Origin of the sequence: Collinsella sp. AM20-15AC, assembly GCF_003471405.1 — a bacterium.
Lineage (GTDB): Bacteria > Actinomycetota > Coriobacteriia > Coriobacteriales > Coriobacteriaceae > Collinsella.
Map to the genome: position 1 here is coordinate 19,860 of NZ_QRJA01000004.1, position 17,255 is coordinate 37,114.

At 61.0% G+C, this 17,255-nt stretch carries 12 protein-coding genes; 4 read left to right on the forward strand and 8 right to left on the reverse strand.

All coding sequences use genetic code 11. From position 1 onward, the window contains the following. Positions 1–36: 36 nt before the first annotated feature. The 3 genes from DW233_RS02140 to DW233_RS02150 all read right to left on the reverse strand — a co-directional run bounded on the left by DW233_RS02140 (position 37) and on the right by DW233_RS02150 (position 7,393). A complete protein-coding gene (locus DW233_RS02140; RefSeq protein WP_118266455.1) occupies positions 37–3,681 on the reverse strand; it encodes a UvrD-helicase domain-containing protein in 3,645 nt (1,214 codons plus the stop codon). A 3-nt stretch (positions 3,682–3,684) separates the two neighbouring features. Beyond that, entirely contained in the window at positions 3,685–6,873 is a 3,189-nt protein-coding gene (locus DW233_RS02145) for a PD-(D/E)XK nuclease family protein (protein WP_118266457.1), read from the reverse strand. A gap of 220 nt (positions 6,874–7,093) precedes the next feature. Then, positions 7,094–7,393, reverse strand: a complete 300-nt coding sequence (locus DW233_RS02150) for a YerC/YecD family TrpR-related protein (protein ID WP_022094855.1) — start codon at positions 7,391–7,393, stop codon at positions 7,094–7,096. Positions 7,394–7,717: 324 nt separating this feature from the next. Between DW233_RS02150 and DW233_RS02155 the strand changes: the two genes are divergently transcribed. Further along, the gene (locus tag DW233_RS02155) at positions 7,718–8,083 is read left to right on the forward strand and encodes a phage holin family protein (protein WP_055250947.1); all 366 of its coding nucleotides are present in this window, start codon (positions 7,718–7,720) and stop codon (positions 8,081–8,083) included. 142 nt (positions 8,084–8,225) lie between these two features. Here the strand turns inward: DW233_RS02155 and DW233_RS02160 are convergent, their stop codons facing one another. Beyond that, positions 8,226–8,654 carry an Rrf2 family transcriptional regulator gene (locus tag DW233_RS02160; RefSeq protein WP_118266459.1) on the reverse strand — a complete coding sequence of 143 codons (429 nt, stop codon included), beginning with the start codon at positions 8,652–8,654 and terminating at the stop codon, positions 8,226–8,228. 253 nt (positions 8,655–8,907) lie between these two features. Between DW233_RS02160 and cysK the strand changes: the two genes are divergently transcribed. Then, positions 8,908–9,846 (forward strand): cysteine synthase A, encoded by a 939-nt coding sequence (cysK, locus tag DW233_RS02165; protein ID WP_055250951.1) that lies wholly within the window; start codon positions 8,908–8,910, stop codon positions 9,844–9,846. A 180-nt stretch (positions 9,847–10,026) separates the two neighbouring features. Continuing rightward, positions 10,027–11,127 (forward strand): tRNA 2-thiouridine(34) synthase MnmA, encoded by a 1,101-nt coding sequence (mnmA, locus tag DW233_RS02170; protein WP_118266460.1) that lies wholly within the window; start codon positions 10,027–10,029, stop codon positions 11,125–11,127. An 8-nt stretch (positions 11,128–11,135) separates the two neighbouring features. On the opposite strand, the gene DW233_RS02175 is transcribed toward mnmA, so the two are convergent. From DW233_RS02175 to fucO, 3 genes are all read right to left on the reverse strand, one after another. Further along, the gene (locus DW233_RS02175) at positions 11,136–12,509 is read right to left on the reverse strand and encodes a DNA-binding protein (RefSeq protein WP_147357116.1); all 1,374 of its coding nucleotides are present in this window, start codon (positions 12,507–12,509) and stop codon (positions 11,136–11,138) included. A gap of 138 nt (positions 12,510–12,647) precedes the next feature. Continuing rightward, positions 12,648–13,691, reverse strand: a complete 1,044-nt coding sequence (locus tag DW233_RS02180) for a M42 family metallopeptidase (RefSeq protein ID WP_118266464.1) — start codon at positions 13,689–13,691, stop codon at positions 12,648–12,650. Positions 13,692–14,295: 604 nt separating this feature from the next. Further along, a complete protein-coding gene (gene fucO / locus DW233_RS02185) occupies positions 14,296–15,462 on the reverse strand; it encodes a lactaldehyde reductase (protein ID WP_022094861.1) in 1,167 nt (388 codons plus the stop codon). A gap of 415 nt (positions 15,463–15,877) precedes the next feature. On the opposite strand from fucO, the gene DW233_RS02190 reads away from it, so the two are divergent. After that, positions 15,878–16,414: a hypothetical protein gene (locus DW233_RS02190; protein ID WP_147357117.1), complete on the forward strand. Its 537-nt coding sequence runs from the start codon at positions 15,878–15,880 to the stop codon at positions 16,412–16,414. Between the two features lie 123 nt (positions 16,415–16,537). Here the strand turns inward: DW233_RS02190 and DW233_RS02195 are convergent, their stop codons facing one another. Beyond that, positions 16,538–17,254 (reverse strand): YoaK family protein, encoded by a 717-nt coding sequence (locus DW233_RS02195; RefSeq protein WP_117639796.1) that lies wholly within the window; start codon positions 17,252–17,254, stop codon positions 16,538–16,540. Between the last annotated feature and the right edge of the window lies 1 nt (position 17,255).

The window sequence follows — 17,255 nt, forward strand, 5'->3', positions numbered from 1 at the left end:
CCCGTCCCAAAAAGACTGCCCAATCGCAGGTGCGGGCTAGAGGTTGTAGGTGACCACTTGGGGCTCGGCGGGTTCGACGAAGATGGTTGGATTCGCCTGCTCCACGCGGACGAACTTGACGGTCACGACCTCAAAGCCCGCCTTGTGCAGAACATCGGCGTAGACGCGCGCCTGCAGGGCGTGCTTCTCCCGCAGCTGTTCCGGCGTCTCGTCCGGTGTGCCGCCCGTCTTGTAGTCGATGACCAGCGCGCGCGACGGATCGGCCGGGTTCGTCGCCAAAGCGTCGATGGCGCCTTCGGCATATGCACCGTAGCGAGCGATGTCCTCCTCCTCGCAGCCCAGCGAAAAGAACGGCACCTCGGCACGGATACACGGCCACGCGAGCAGCTCGGCACGAACAGCCGACTTGAGCCAGCAGTCCAGGGCAACGTCGAAGCGTTCGCGCTGCTCCGGCGTCAGGCACCACAGGCGCGCCAGCGCATCGGCACGCTCAGCGGGCAGCGCATCGGCACCCATCTCGATGAGCCACTGGCAGGCAGCGTGGAACGCCGAGCCCAGCGCCATGGGGTTGCCGGCGGGCTCAACGGCGGCCACGCCTGCATCCGTCATCTCGGAACCATCCGACTCCGCATCATCGCCAGCCTCGTCCATGGGCACGCGCGCCTCGGCGACACGGTCCTCGGCCTCGGCATGCAGCGCCGCGGCAATCGACGAATAGCTGTACGAATCGCGCGCCGGATACGAGCAGGTGCCCATGCGCACGCCCACCGTCTGGGGATACACGAGCTCAAACGAATCGGGCTCGGGGTCGGCGGGGCCGGGAACGACAGTGCGAACATCCTCGCCGGCGCCTTTCGCCTCCACATCACCGCAAACGAGCCTTCCCTCGGCATCCAGCGAAGCGTTAGCCTCAAACGCTTGCTCGCCAAAGGTAAAGTCCGCCAGCGAGATAAGCTCGTAGTCGCCCGGCTTGGAGTTGTCGAACACCAGGCGGTCGGCATCGAGCTGCGGCAAGGCCTGTGCGTCGGTCGGCAAAATACGACGCAGCACGTCGTAGGTCAAATCGGTCTCGACGTCGAAGGTCGGCGCGCACAGCTTGCCACGGCTCACGCCGGCATCCATCGCCAAGATCACCAGCTCGCGCGCACGCGTCATGGCAACATAGAGCAAGCGGGCCCGCTCCTCGAGCGAAAGCTGCAGGTCATCGTTGCGCAGGCGAGCAAATGCCTCGGCGGGAGAACCCGTCGCACAGACGTCCTCCATGAGCTCCGGCGGCAACCATAGCGACGTGCCTTTGCCCTTAAACGCATGCTCAAACTGCTTTTTAACGTCGTCGCCCTTCACAAAGGTTCCGTCCGCGAGTTTAACGCCGTCGAAGCGCGCCGGCAGCGCCACGACCTGCGCTCCGCCCTCGACACGCCCCATCTGAGCCGCACCGGACGATTTGCGCACGCCAAAGCACTCGGCGACCGCCACGACCGGATATTCCAGACCCTTGGAGGCGTGCACCGTCATGATGCGCACCGCGCCGTCACCCTCCTCGTTGAGCGCGCCCGGGGCTTCCTTGCCCGCCAGGAAGCGGTCAAAGGCCAGCGCAATGGAGCGCGGCGAGTTACCGAACTCGGCCTCGGCCTCAACCACAGCATCAAGCGCCTTGAGCACGTTGGCGGCGATGGCCTTGCCCTCGGGACCACGCTGCGCCAGACGCACGAACCAGCCCGAAGCGTTGACCACGTCGCGCGCGATGGCGGCGAACGAATCGCGGCCCACGCGACGAAGCGCATACCGCAGCACCTCGCGGGCGCGCGTCACGAGCGGCAGGTCTTGCAGGCCCGGCACATCGGAATCGCTCATGATGCCCGCGTCGATATTCCGGCGCGAGGTCTCCCCCGTCTCGCTATCGAGCTTGGTCGCCAGCGCCAGGAACTCCTGGGCGCCGAGCGCAAACATCGGCGAGGCGAGCAGCGGCATAAGGCCCTGCGCCGTATCGGCCGGGTTGGCGAGCGCGCAGACTAGGGCGCGCACCGTCTGCACCTCGGCTGCCTGGGCAAAAACCGAGCCACCCGCGATCACGCAGTCGAGTCCTTGGTCGCGGAAAGCCTGGGCATAGACGTCGGCGTTGGTCATGCGGCCCAGCAGCAGCACCATGCCGCCCTGGGGCTGACCGGCATCGGCAAGCGCGCGGAACCGCTCCGCGATCGCGCGGGCCTTGGCCTGTGTGCGCTCCTGCGTACTGCCGCCGGCAACAAAGAGCGCCTGACGACGCGAGGCGTCCGCTACCAGCGTGTCCTTGCGGCCGTCGCTCGCCTCAAGATCCAAAAAGCCCTGCATCAGGCCGCCGTCATCGCCGTCGAAGACGCGTGCCACGTAACGCAGCACCTCGTCATGGCTGCGGAAGTTGCGCACGAGTTTGACGAGCTCGCCAGCGGGGACATCGGCAGCAATGCCAGCGACGGCCGCCGCCTCGGCCGTCCCCGAGGCGCCCACCTTGCGCTCCTGGCGGCGGAAGACCTCGACCTCGGCGCCGCGGAAGCGATAGATCGACTGCTGCGCATCGCCCACGGTGCACAGCGCACGCTCCCCCGCACCGGTCAGGTAACGGATCAAATCGACCTGCATCTGGTCGGTATCCTGGAACTCGTCGATCATGACCATCTTAAAGCGGCCCTCATAGGCTGCTCGAATAGCCGGGTAGTCGCGCAGCGCCTCGTACGCCATGCGCAGCAGGTCGTTGTTATCGAGCGCGGACTGGCCGGCCTTCAGCGCGCGATACTCGGCCTCCACGGAACGGGCCAGGCCCACCAGTGCATCGAGCGCGGGGGCACCGCAGGCAAGCACGATATTGATAAATGCATCAGCAGCCTCGGCCTTGAGTAGCTCCACCTGCTCCTTAGAAAACGCCTTGCTCGCGCGCGGCATGGTGCACGACATCATAAGTCGCGCCGCATCGACCATGGTCTTGCCGCTCGCCTCGAACGCGTCGATGGCATCGAGCGCCGTCTGCGCCTTCTCGGTCGCGGCCTTGCTTGCGCCCAGCGCCGCGCGATAGGCATCGGCGAGCGCTGAGGTATCGGCCTGGCCGCGCGCCACGCACACGTCGTCCATACCGCCCGGCAACTGACTCGACAGCTCCAGCAGGTCGCGCACCAGACCCTTGATGGTCGTGCCGGCGCCAAAGGGACCGCCCTCGCCCGCCATGGGATACCAGGCGTAGAGGGCCTTGAGCGATGCCGCGAGCTCGGGGACGGCATCGGGCGCCGTCGCGCGGGCCAGCACATGCTCAACAGCCTGGTCCATAAGCTCGTCGGTATCGGTGAGCACCGTGAACTCGGGGTCGATGCCCAGCTCCAACGCGTGTGCGCGCAGGATGCGCGAGCACATGCCGTGAATGGTCGAGATCCACGCATCGTCGACGGTCAGGGCCTCCTCGTCCATACCCTCTTCGATAAGCGCGCGACGCACGCGGTCGCGAATCTCGGCCGCGGCATCTTTGGTAAAGGTAATGGCGAGCACCTGATCCAGATGCTCAACAAACGGACCGGATTCGGGCGAGAGCGCGTAGACGATGCGGCGCGTGAGGGTAAAGGTCTTGCCCGAACCGGCGCCCGCCGAGACAAACAGCGGACGGTCGAGCGTTTTGACGACTTGCAGTTGTTGCGGCATCAAAGTCGAAAGATCCATGGTCTACACGTCCCTCCTTACAAACGTTCCTTGGTGGTTATACGAGCAGCGCGCATGCGCGGCCTGAGCCGACGTCGGGTCGACGGCGGCAACGTCACCTGCCTCGAGTTCGTGCAGGCGCTCGGCGATGCCGGCCTCCACGCGATCGAGCAGGGCGTCGAAGTCCATGCTGCCACCCTCGCCGGGAAAGCCCTTCTTAAGCCCCGGGATGCGGCCGTCACCACGCTCCTCCTCGAGCAGCTCGGCACTCGCGGCGCCGCGCAGCGCCGGTTTGCCGCCCTTGGTCGAAAAATAGAGCGCCGCACGGGCATCCAGATCCAGCGCCCGGCGCATGGCCTGCGCATAGATAAGCGTCTGGGTATGGGGCGGCAGCCACCGCGGGTCGTCGATGGCGGCCTCGCCCGATTCCTCGTCGCGCACCGTGGGGTCGGCGAGTTTAAACTCCTCAACGCCCGTGCGATGCTTGTAGTCGATTACCACGGCGCGATTCTCGGCATCCACATCCACGCGGTCGATGCGCCCGCCGAGCGGCCAACCGGCATACTCGACCTGGAGCTCGTTGAACGCAAACTCCAGGTAGCGCGGAGCAAAGGGGGTGAGCGCCTCGGACTCGTAGGCAAGCACGCCCTCCAGCTGCGGCAAGATCTCAGCCACCTGGCGCTCCTCCACTGGAGAGAGCGGCACCAGCGGGCCCTCGGTACCGCGCTTGCCCGCATGCTCGGCCAGGGTCTCGGCAAAGACCTCGCGCAACAGCCCCTGCGCGCGCGGCAGATTCATGGGCGTCACGCGCTCCATGCCCTCCTGCGGAAGACGTGCATGCAAGTGCTCCAGCACGTCATGGACAAAGTTGCCCTTCTCCATGTTGCCAAAGCCCGCATCGATGGACTGAGGTTTGACGCGATACGAGACGAACCAGCACAGCGGGCAGGTGGAATAGGCCTCGATCTGCGAGGCGGACGTCAGGCGCGGCACGAGCGGCGCGCCCTCGCCCTCGCCATCGCGACGGCGCAGGACCAAATACGGCACGGCCTCGGCACTCAGATGCTGAGGGGCTTCACAGGTCACGCGCTCGCGCTTGAGACCTTCGCCTGCCGCGGGATCGAAGTCCCTTACGATATCGCCCTCACCCACGCACTTCGCCTTGTCGGCGTCAGCGGCCTTAGCGTCACCAGTGGCCTTAGCATCGTCAGCGGCCTTAGCATCGTCAGCGGCCCTAGCATCGTCAGCGGCCTTGTCGGCGTCAGCGGCCTCGGCATGCGCCCGCAACTCGGTCCACACGGCCGCCGGATAGCACTCGCGCGCCTGACGATCGTGGGTCACACGGGCGAGCGTAACCGGACCGCGCGCGGCCTGCATCGCGCGGCCAAAGCGTGCGCGCAGCAAGGCCGCAGGCTCAAGCGTCACGCCCTCGCGACCGAGGCTCGCCGTCAGCGTGGTCAGCGGCCCCTCTTCGTGTGAGAGCGGATAGCTGTCCAGATCGACATCGGCAAACAGCACGGCATCGTAGCTGCCGGGGCGCAGAGCCGCCGCATCGGCAAGCGAAGCAAAGCGAACCTGGGCACGTGGCGCACGGTCAACCTCGTAGGTCTCGTAATCGTAGGCGGTGCTACGCTTGTCCACCTTGGTGCGAATGCCATCGAGCACGGGCACGGTCGCGGCCTGCGACACGTCGAGCGCGCGAGCATCGTTCATAAGGATGTCGATCGCGTGGCGCAGCAGGGCCACCTCCGCCTGGCGACGGGCCTGACCGTCGAGACCACCAAGCGCGCGATCGGGCAGTACCTCGGCAACGGCAAGCATGGCCTTGAGCGCCGTCACGGGCTTGTCGCGCCACAGCGCCTGGAACACGTCCGAGACCACGCACGGCACGTTCTTAAACCAGTTCTCGTCGCTCGCCGCTTTACGCGCGCCCCTCACCTGGCCCTGCACGCTCTGCAGCAGGCTCTTGACGCCCGCAGTGGTCTTGCTGCGCGACAGTCGCATATTCTTGTCGAACGTGCGCGCGCTGGCGGCGTCGGCACCCGAAAGCGGGCTGTAAATCCAGTCGGTAAGCTCCGGAGCGGGCCACCACTCAGTCTTAGAAGCCGCCCCTTCGTCGGCGGCCTTCATACGCTCGATCAGGTTGGCGAGCGCCGTGAACTGCCTGCCCGCAATGGATTGGGAAAACGCCGTGAACTCGGCCGTCTCGGCAGCAACGTGGCGCGCCGCCAAACGAGCGGCAAGCTCGCCGAACAGCTGGGGTGCCCGGGCAGAAACAACGAGCACGCGTACGGGGTCGGCGGGTGTTGCAGCAGCTTTATCGTCCTTGGACTCCTTGTGCGCTTTCACCAACTTATCGATGACGCCCGCATAAGCATGGGCACGGGCATGGGGGCCGGCGACCTCAATAAAGGCAGGCTGAGCAGCGGACTTGAAGGCAATCTGGGGCGCGGCGGCGCCCTCCCCCAGCGGCGCGATCTCAAACAGCACACCGCGGACATCAAATGCCGCGGCAAGCTCCTCGCGCATCGCCGCTTGCTCGCGGGCAAGCAGCACGACAACCTCTCCCCCGTTGTTTGCCACGGCGGACAGCAGCTCGAGCAGGCTATACGTAAATGACGTGACGCCGCGCACGCAAACGGCGCGGGCGCACCCCGGCAGGTTGTCGGCCAAAGCGCCGGCCATAATGTCAGCCGCCTCGCAGGGCTCGACCATGTCTCGACGGTCCAAGCCGCTCGCATAGGCGCACAAAAGTTCAAACACGCGAGCCTCGGCGTCGCTTCTGGGCTTGGGCTTGCAAACGTTGTCGCAGCAACGCTCGGTGCCTGTCCCTGCCACACCCGGCAGCACATCGCGAGCCATACGCGCGAGCATACGCACCGTGCCCTGGCTGCGCGAAAGCGGCTGCAGGTCGGCGTCGTCGAGGCGCGCTACCATGTCCGAAAACAGCATCCGGCGCTGCAGGTTGTCGACGAAACCGCGCCCGTCGCCCAAAAGCTCCCAAAGCGAGCGAAGCCACGATGTAGGCGTCTTGTAGTCAATACCCAGCGAAACGCCGGCTTCCGCCGCATCATGACGGCACAGGTCGAGCTCGGCAAACGTTGGCGCCAGCAGCACGGCACGCCCGTGGCGGGCAATAAGGTCGGCAAGCAGCGCCGCTTCGGCATCGCTCAAATCCGCGCCGGCGTTGGTGGTATAGATTCGAACAGGCATGGTCCTCCACTCAAACCGTTCGCAATATTCAATGCTTCCATCCTACCCGCCCGCGCGGACAGATTTGCCCCACGCCAACAGATTTGACCCCTTGGAGACGGAGGAAAATGGATCACCGAGGAGGTCAGTCTAGCCCAGTGATCCGTTTTCCTCCGTCTCCAAGGGATCAAAAAACCGCCCCCGGAGGGACGGTTCTTCGTAATTCATTGTTGTCGCTGGCCTACTCGCCATCCTCCAGCTTGATGAGGATCTTGCGATAGCCGCCGTACTCGCCGTTCAGCGCCTTTGAAACGCGGCTCACCGTAGTGGACGAAGCGCCGGTGCGGGCCTGAACCTCAACATAAGGCTCGCCCTCATCCAGATAACGCGCAACCTGCAGACGTTGCGAAAGATCGCAGATCTCGCGCGGCGTGCAGATATCGGTCAAAAACGCCTGGATATCCTTCTCGTCATCCAAAAGACTAAATGCGTGGACCAGCTGCTTGACATCAGGCTTGTCAAACATGTTCTCGATATTCATCGATCACCGCCAAACCCGCCATAAGGCATCGAAGTTGATACTGACATCGGGCATCGTTCGCCCGTTCTATGCAATAGGGCAACGCCTGTGGCTTTTGCCCGTAGCAGTGTAGCACACCACCAAACTAAAGCGACAAGACTCTCTGCCAGCGGCGCGTTTTTCAGGACGAACGCCGTTTTGAAACCGAATGCGCACGTAAGCTCCACGAATATCTGAGACAATGGGCGGCCGAACAAGGCGGCACGCCCGAGCGGCCGTCCAAGCCGCCGCAGCAAACCGCTTCACGCGACACCGACGCACCCTGCGCAAGAAAGGATTCACACCATGCGCTTTATGCTTAACTGGCTCTTTACCTCGATCGCCATCGCGATTGCCACGTTCCTCGTCCCCGGCATCCAGCCCTTCGGTTTTGCCGAGGCCTGGGTCTGTTTCGCCTTCGTGGGACTGTTCCTGAACATCGTCGATTCGCTCGTCAAGCCGTTTCTGACGGTTATCTCGCTGCCGCTCACGATCATTACGCTGGGTATTTTTCAGCTCGTAGTCAACAGCTTTATGCTCGAGCTGGCCAGCTATCTGTCGGTCAATCTGCTGGGCGCGGGTATCTCCATCGCCAGCTTTGGATCGGCCTTTATGGGCAGCATCCTGGTGTCCATCATGCGCAGCATCCTCGACAGCATCGCCGAGGGCTAAAACGGCCATTCCGGCCGCGCCCGTCTCAACAGCCCAAAACGAAGGCCGCCCATCGCAAAAATGGGCGGCCTTCTTATTTGCCAAGTCTCAAAGGGCGAGAGAATCTGCCATTTCCACTCCGTCCCCAAATGGCAGGTGTGGGTTAGATGACGTAATCGTAGCCTTCGTTGGGAGCGACAAGTTGATCGAGCGTCACACCGTCGAGGTAGTCGTTGATAAGCTTGTCCAGGTTCTTCCACACGTCGAGCGTGGGGCAATCGTCAGAGCGCGAACAACCCTTGCAGTCGCCATCCAGGCAGGCGACCGGCGCCAGGCTGCCCTCGGTCAGGCGCAAGATCTCGCCCACCGTGTACTGCTCGGGCGGGCGCGTGAGCACATAGCCGCCGCCCTTGCCGCGCATGCCCGAGAGCATGTTGGCGCGCACGAGCGTAGCCAGAATATTCTCGAGGTACTTCTCCGAAATACCCTGACGCGCCGCAATCTCTTTAAGCGGGATACGGCCTGTCGCCTGGTGCTCGGCCAGGTCGACCATAACGCGCAGGGCATATCTGCCCTTTGTGGAAACCAACATATATATAGCTGCCTTTCGGTCTTTTAATTCGTAGAAATTCTAGCCGAAAAATTGGTTTTGAAAATACCTATTCCCGTCAAGATGGTTAATCGACTCGTAATAATCTTCTATTTCCTATTGCGTTACTAGGCTTTACTGTCTACTATGCTTGCCAACAGCAAAACGAACAACCTATAAGGTTTGTGGGTTTCTCTGCCACACACACCGTAAAACCACACGGTATCCAGTCATTTGAACACTTTGGAGGTTCACCATGAGCAATGTTTACACGTCCATCGATCAGCTTATCGGCCACACCCCGCTTCTGGAGCTCACCCACTTTGAGGCCGACGAGGACCTCAAGGCCCGCGTGCTCGTCAAACTGGAATACTTCAACCCCGCCGGATCCGTTAAAGACCGCGTCGCCAAAAACATGATTGACGAGGCCGAGAAGGCCGGCAAGCTCGTGCGTGGCGGCGACTACACCATCATCGAGCCCACGAGCGGCAACACCGGCGTCGGCATCGCTTCGGTGGCGGCGGCCCGCGGCTACAAGGTGATCATCACCATGCCCGAGACCATGTCCGTCGAGCGCCGCAAGCTGATGCAGGCATACGGCGCACAGCTCGTGCTCACCGACGGCTCCAAAGGCATGAAGGGCGCCATCGCCAAGGCCGAGGAGCTGCAGAAGGAGACCCCCAACAGCATCATCGCCGGCCAGTTTGTGAACCCCGCGAACCCGGCCATTCACAAGGCCACGACCGGCCCCGAGATCTGGGACGACACCGACGGCAAGGTCGACATCTTCGTCGCCGGCGTCGGCACCGGCGGCACCGTGACCGGCGTGGGCGAGTTCCTCAAGGAGCAAAACCCCGAGATTCAGGTCGTCGCCGTCGAGCCCGCCACCTCCCCGGTGCTCTCTAAAGGCCAGGCCGGCCCGCACAAGATCCAGGGTATCGGTGCCGGCTTTGTGCCCGACGTCCTCGACACCCAGGTCTACGACGAGATCATCCCCGTCGAGAACGACGACGCCTTTGCCACCGGCCGCGCCGTGGGCCACAAGGAGGGCGTGCTCGTGGGCATTTCGTCCGGCGCCGCCGTGTGGGCCGCACTGCAGCTGGCCAAGCGCCCCGAGAACGAGGGCAAGACCATCGTGGCGCTGCTCGCCGACACCGGCGAGCGCTACCTGTCCACGGCACTCTTCCAGGACTAGAGCTCTCGTTCCTAGAACGAGTCCAAGGCACGCCGGTCTCCCCTCTCTTCTGGCAGCCTGAGCTCATCCCAACAGGGTGTCCCACAGGACGCCCGAACTTGCTACAATGTCTGCGGCGCGGAACCAGCCTCCCGCGCCGCTTTTCTTTTTTGGCCACATGCCACCAAGGAGAACCTCCCCATGCACAACAAGCGCGTGCTCATCGCCATGAGCGGCGGCGTCGATTCCAGCGTGACCGCATATCTGCTCAAAAGCCAGGGCTACGAATGTGTCGGCGCCACCATGCGCCTCACCTGCCCCGCACCCGACCCCGCCACGGGCATGAGTAAGGTCGACCGCGACATCGCCGACGCAGAGGCCGTCGCCGAGCGCATAGGCATTCCCCACCACGTGCTCGACTTGCAGCAAACCTTCGACCGTAACGTAATCGAGCGCTTTGTGAACGCCTACCAGGAGGGGCTGACGCCCAATCCGTGCATTATCTGCAACCGCCACATTAAGTTTGGCGCGCTGCTCGATGCAGCGCTGGACATGGGCTGCGACTACATCGCCACGGGCCATTACGCCAAAACAAGCCAGGCGGCAGACGGCACCTGGCAGCTGCATCGCGGTGAGGACCCCAAAAAGGACCAGAGTTACTTTTTGTATTCGCTTACGCAGGAGCGTCTGGCGCGCACGATTTTTCCGCTGGCGGGTCTGGACAAGGAGCGCGACGTGCGCCGGATTGCCGCCGAGCAGGGCTTCATCAACGCCAAGAAGGCCGAAAGCGAGGATATCTGCTTTATTCCAGACGGTAACTACGCGGGCTATATCGAGCGCCGCTGCGGACATCCCGCTGCACCGGGCGACATTGTGTGGCGCGACGGCAGCGTGGTCGGGCGCCACAACGGCGCGCTGCGCTACACCATCGGCCAGCGCAAAGGCCTGGGCGTCGCGATGGCGCATCCCGTGTACGTAACGGGTGTCGACGCCGTCAACAACACCGTGCATCTGGGCGAGGCCGAGGACCTGACGGCCACGGCGCTCACGGCCAACGACTGGATTTGGAGCGCCCCTGCCGACCACATGGAAGCCGAGCTGGATGCCGGCGGCATCCGCGTGGGCGCCAAGTACCGCTACCGACAGAAAGACCAGGCAGCGATCCTTACGCGCGGCGAAGACGGGCAAATGTTGCTGACCTTTGACGAGCCGCAGCGCGCCATCGCCCCCGGCCAGGCTGTCGTTATATACCGCGGCGACATCGTCCTGGGCGGCGGCACCGTGACCGGCGCACTTAAGTAGCCGCGGGTTTATCGCTGCACGTGTCGAAGTACCTCAACAGCGGCACCAACCTCGATTATGCGACGCTCGAGGCCGCGGCGGATGGCCTCGAGTCGACCCTCCGCCGTGGCCCATTCGCTCTGCGAAAGAATCTCGATCGCCTCATCAACAAATCCGTTGAGCCGCGATGAATCGAACCAATCGAGCGAGTCCGCAAGCGCCAGCTGGACGGAAGGGTCGGGCCCAAACGGCTTAGCAGCAAACCCAAACTCGCCAGCCGCGAGCAAGACAGTTGGCACGTTATACCACAGACAGTTACCGCTATCGAACAGCGGTGCAGGCCTTATCTCCAGGGTGTCGACATTGCGGATGATACCGAAGTTTCGCCAATGGCGATCGCTGTTGGCCAAAAGGGCATCGCAAACGATCATCTGCGACATAGACCTTCTCACAGCGGCCTCGTCTGCTCCATGCTTACCAAGAAAGCGGCAGTACCGGTCGTACGTCGAGCTTCCTCGCTGGCCACCAAGGGCGTTCTTAACGTAAACAGCCGGAACATATTCCTCGCGGCCGTCAAGAAAGTCGTCGCACAGACACACAGGGCCATCGAACATGCGCTCAACCGTGTAAGGAACAAACTCCCCCTTGGAAAGCAAGCGACGATGCAGAGCCGTTGCAACTGCCTCGTTAAAGGGCCGTTGGTCGTCCATCCCGCACCCTTTAGCCAAAACGCGAATGCCGTTTCGGATCATCCACGATTTAGGGAGCTCGCCCTCGGACGTGTTATCCGGATTTTTTAGACCGATGCCTTCCAGCCAACCCGAACGCTCTTCGGGCGCCGATCGCTCAAAATCATTCTCGAAGTAATTGATGCTTTGCCATTTGAGTTCGGCGCAATCGGCCGGCCGCAGCCAATAACAATCCGAAAGCGATAAGCCCAGGCACCGAACCGGAACCTCGATGCCACTGGCAATTCCCAGTTCACGATAGCGCGAGACGAGTCCAGGGCGGACGTCAGGCACCGACCGATGGCTCCACCACACGTTGAGCTCCCGTTTATTCACCGTAGGAGAAGAGCTCGAGCATGTGCCAAACGGCATTCGTTGCGCATCGAGGACCTCGGCGATTTCGAAGGGAAACTCACGCGTCGGATCAAATGAGACATGAGCGACCTCATGGTCGGCCGACATCAGCGTAAACTTACGTCCCACATCGGCTGCAGGACGGCGCCCTCGTTTGCGGACCCTTTGATAGGCGATCGCAGAATTGTACTCGACCATCTTCCGGCCGCCCACAATATCGCACACAAGTGTCCCCGATGCGGCAAGTTGCGATATGCGAGCTTTCGTAACGCCCAACAGGCGGGCGGCATCACCCATAGATAAGTACTCAGATGTATTCATATGCCGCATCACCTCGTTAAGTAATTTACGTGTTTAATTAATAGATTACTTACATCATAATACTAAACGACCTAAAGCGAAAAAAGGCCCGAGAAATCGGGCCTTAGCGATTGGTCAGCCGAGTCGCAAACTGCTTCCTTAGCGCTGCACGTAGGCGCGGACCAGCTCAAAGGTGTTACGCACACCGTCGATGTGGCTGCGCTCGTAGTTGTGGCTCGCGTACACGCCGGGGCCGATCAGGCCGTGACGGATGTCGTAGCCGGCAGAGAGCGTGGCCTCGACGTCCGAACCGTAATGCGGGTACACGTCGATGGCGTAATCGAGCTTAAGCTCGCGCGCGATATTGGACAGCGTGGTTACCAGATCGTAGTTGTAGGGGCCACCCGAATCCTTGGCGCAAATCGACACCATGCGCTCGGTGCAGCCCAGGTCGTCGCCCACGCAGCCCATGTCAACGCTGATCATCTCGCGCGTATCGGCCGGCACGAAAGCGCCGCCGTGACCGACCTCCTCGTACACGGTAAAGAGCAGCGATACCTTGCGCGAAAGCGTCACCTCGCCGCCAGCAACGGCGCGGGCCAAACCCAGCAGAATCGACGCGGACAGCTTGTCGTCAAGGAAACGACTCTTGATGTAGCCGCTCTCCGTCACCGTGGTGCGCGGATCCATAGCGATGATGTCTCCAGCCTGAATGCCCAGCTCGAGCACGTCGTCCTTGCTGTCGACGTTCTCGTCGAGCAGGATTTCCATGTTCTTCTCGATGGTCTTGACCGGCTCGTCGGCCACGTGCGCCGAAGGCTCGGTATTGAGGACCACACCCGTGTAGACATTGCCGTCGCGCGTGTAGACGGTGCAGTTCTCGCCATCGGCCGTAGACCACTGATGCCCGCCGAGCGTCGTGGGACGCAGGCGACCATTGTCCTTGATGGAGCGCACCATAGCGCCCAGGGTATCGACATGGCTCGCCAGGACAAGCGGCTCGCCCTCACCACCAAGCTCAACCAACACGTTGCCCTTATTGGAGCGCTCGGGGCCAAAGCCCATATCGCGCAACGTTTCCATTAGATAGTCAGTAGCCGCACGGGTATAGCCCGTAGGTGAAGCAATCGAGGTAAGCGCCTTCAACTGGTCAGTAATATAGGAGAGCGTCTCCTCTAGAGAAGCATCAACATTAGAAGCCATATGCATCCTTCCAAGTAAAACTAAGACCGAGCCCCGATTTTAACCGTTCTGCACGTGCAATACTCTAGAAACCGAGCCGACTCCAGACGTCCCCGCACCGGTTTTGTGCACGCGTTCGGTTTACAGTCCCAATCTTGCATAAATCCTATCGGTATCTGCATAAATATGAGGCATCTATTTGCTTCGTCTCAGGGTACCCCACCTTGGACCGTGCAAAATACGGAGTATTCAGCACCGTGGACCCCGTCAGCCCCATCGCAAACGGCAAAGCGACGTGGTTACAGCAGTGTTGCAGGTCGTCGCAAACCAAAAACGCGGTGACAGCCCCCTCCGCTCATCGATAGCCCACCCGCAATGGTTGTCGATGGGCACCTGCGAGCCACTGCGGCCCATTCACAACGTTATGCATTTTTCAGAGCTTGCTGAATACTCCCAAAAATGTACGCTGAGAAGTGCACCACCTATCCGCAGCGGGCAGCATGCCTTAGTTTTGCTCGCCTCAGGGCATCGACGCAGCACAAAAAGCCCCGCCGTGCGTAGCACGGCGGGGCCAGCAGCAAGTCAAAAGACCATACGCCTACGGGCGAAGGACCACCAAACTGGGCTAGGCAGCCGGGCAGATCTTCTTGAAGAGCTCGATGACGTCGTCGAGCGTCGCCTCGCGCGGGTTGCCCGGGAAGCAGGCGTCAGCCATGGCGTCCTTGGCCAGGACCTCGATCTCGTCGGCCTTCATGGCCTCGCAGACATGCGGAATGTTCACGTCGGCGGAGAGTTGCTTGACGGCGGCGATGGCGGCGTCGGCAGCCTCGTCGGTGCTCATGCCCGTGGTGTCAACACCCATGGCAACGGCAACCTTGGCCAGGCGCTCGGCGCAAACCGGCTTGTTGAACTCCATGGCGATCGGCAGCAGCATGGCGCAAGCGACGCCGTGCGGAGTGTCGTAGTGGGCAGACAGGGTGTGAGCCATGGCATGGTCGATGCCCAGGCCGACGTTGGAGAAGCCCATGCCGGCGACATACTGGCCAAGAGCCATACCCTCGCGGCCGGAGCCGGGCTGACCAGACTTGGCCTCGGCAACGGAGTCGCGCAGGTTCTCGCTGATCAGCTTAATGGCCTCAAAGTGGAACATGTCGGAGAGCTCCCAAGCACCCTTGGTGGTGTAGCCCTCGATGGCGTGGGTCAGAGCATCCATGCCGGTAGAAGCGGTCAGGCCGGCGGGCATGGAAGCCATCATGTCGGGGTCGACGACGGCGACCTCAGGGGCGTCGTTGGTGTCGACGCACACGAACTTGCGGACCTTCTCGGGGTCGGTGATGACGTAGTTGATGGTCACCTCGGCGGCGGTACCGGCGGTCGTCGGCACAGCGATGGTGAACACGGCGTGGTTCTTAGTGGGAGCAACACCCTCGAGGCTGCGGACATCGGCGAACTCGGGGTTGTTGATGATGATGCCGATGGCCTTGGCGGTATCCATGGAGGAGCCGCCACCGATGGTCACGATAGCGTCAGCCTCGGCGGCCTTGAAAGCCTCGACGCCGTCCTTGACGTTCTGGATAGTGGGGTTGGGCTTGATCTCGGAGTAGAGGCTCCAAGCAATACCGGCGGCGTCGAGCTCGTCGGTCACCTTAGCGGTAACGCCAAACTTGACCAGATCGGGGTCGGAGCAGACGAAGATCTTCTTGTAGCCGCGACGCTGGAGCTCGCCGGGGATCTCCTTGATGGCGCCGGAACCATGATAAGAAATGGTGTTGAGAACGAAACGATTAGCCATTGATAGCCTCCCATCGTGTGCGGGGCACCCATTACGCCCCGCGCTGCAAGTTCCATCCTAACGCTTTTGAAACAAAAAACGCGTGAGAACGTCAAAAGTGTTAAAGCGTTTCAACATAATAACGGAGCCCCAGTCCTTCCCTCCCGACAGCAGCGAAGGCTAGATTATAGGAGCAATCGCCCAAAGAATACGACCAACTCAGTCTATAAATTGTTTCTGTTTTAGCAATATATGTTTGACAATACGTTTATAAAAGGATACTTTATAGTAAATAAAATGCATGCAGCAAATAGCGTCATTCATTTTGTTAGAAATTGCCCATGCGGTTATTGCAGCTGCATGTACCGCAACGTACAGCGCAATTCTCCGCACGAAGTAGAAGACGGTTCCAATTCGATCGAGGCGATGACGCGTGATGGCTACTGGTCCTAAATCGAGCAAGACGGCTACAAACGAATATCGAATCTCAATTGAAGGTAACCCTTATCCGCATGCTCTGGCTCTCGTCAACCCAGCGGGAGACAACCTCAACATCAAAAGACATGGGTTCACGGGTCCACTAGGACAGCTATTGAGTCTTAAATACACCGTTTATGACGATGCAAATGAAAAGCTCTTTACTGTCGTCGACGGTGGTTTTAGTAACATGCCCAGGGTTGCGCTCATCATCGAACACAAGGAAGTTGCGGTGTTCGATTATGGCCTAAACAGACTTGAGATGAAGTGCGTAACGAACATACCGAATTACACAATAAAAGGTAACTTCCTATTTGGAGATTACGATATACTCAGTCAACGGGAAGTGAAGCTATCTTCAGTTAACGTCCTTCAATGTGATAAACAATCGTGCTTTAACATACAGGTTTTGGATAAAGCCGAATTAGCCGCCGCAATTGGAATACCCACAGCCATTGCCCTTCTGAGGGCTCGGATTGAAGAGCATCTCGAATAAATTGCAAAAAGCAGTTCGTAACAACATTCAGGAGCTAGATAGTTTTTTTCTGGCTCCTGAAGCTGTACTACATAGAGATGAAAATATATTGCGGCAAAGGGGCTGTCCCTTTGCCGCATTCGGTTACTTTCGACAGCCCTCTTTCCAAGCCTCGGCCGCAACCTTCCAGCGAAAACGCAAGTCGCGCTCGCGGTCGATGAACATGATGGCAAACGCGACAAACAGCAGCACGCTCGCCACGACGATGGCGTGCAGACCCATGCGCTCAATGCACCAATTGCCCAGCACGGCGCCAAACACAAAGGTAAAGATCACACCAAAGTACAGCAGGCCGTTTTCCAAAAAGCCGCGCTTGTGGGTAATGATGTAATCGTCCACGTTTTGCAAGGCATTACGGAGGTTGCCGATACACATGGTCGTGGCGATGCCGTGTCCATGAATCTTGCGGAAGCTCTCGACCTGCATACCGCAGGCAAACGAAGTAAGGCAGTTGGCGAGCAGGTTGTAACCGCCGCCCGGGATAAAGCTCACGCCCAGCAAGATAACGGCTTCAAAAAACACCGTCACCTGGCGCCAGTGAATCACACTGCCAAACCGCTCGTGAACCAGGTCGGCAAGCATAATGCCCACAGCAAACGACACCACGGGGAAGAAGTAGCGCCCCGCCAGTGCCCAGTTGCCTTCCGAGATGCTCACGCCCACGAGCAGGATGTTGCCCGTCTGCGCGTTGGCGAAAACATGATCGCGCCCAATGTACGAATACACATCCATAAAGCCACCGGCGAGCGCCAAGATGATGCCCAGCTCAATAGACTCCGATATCTGTTTGGCACGCTGCATC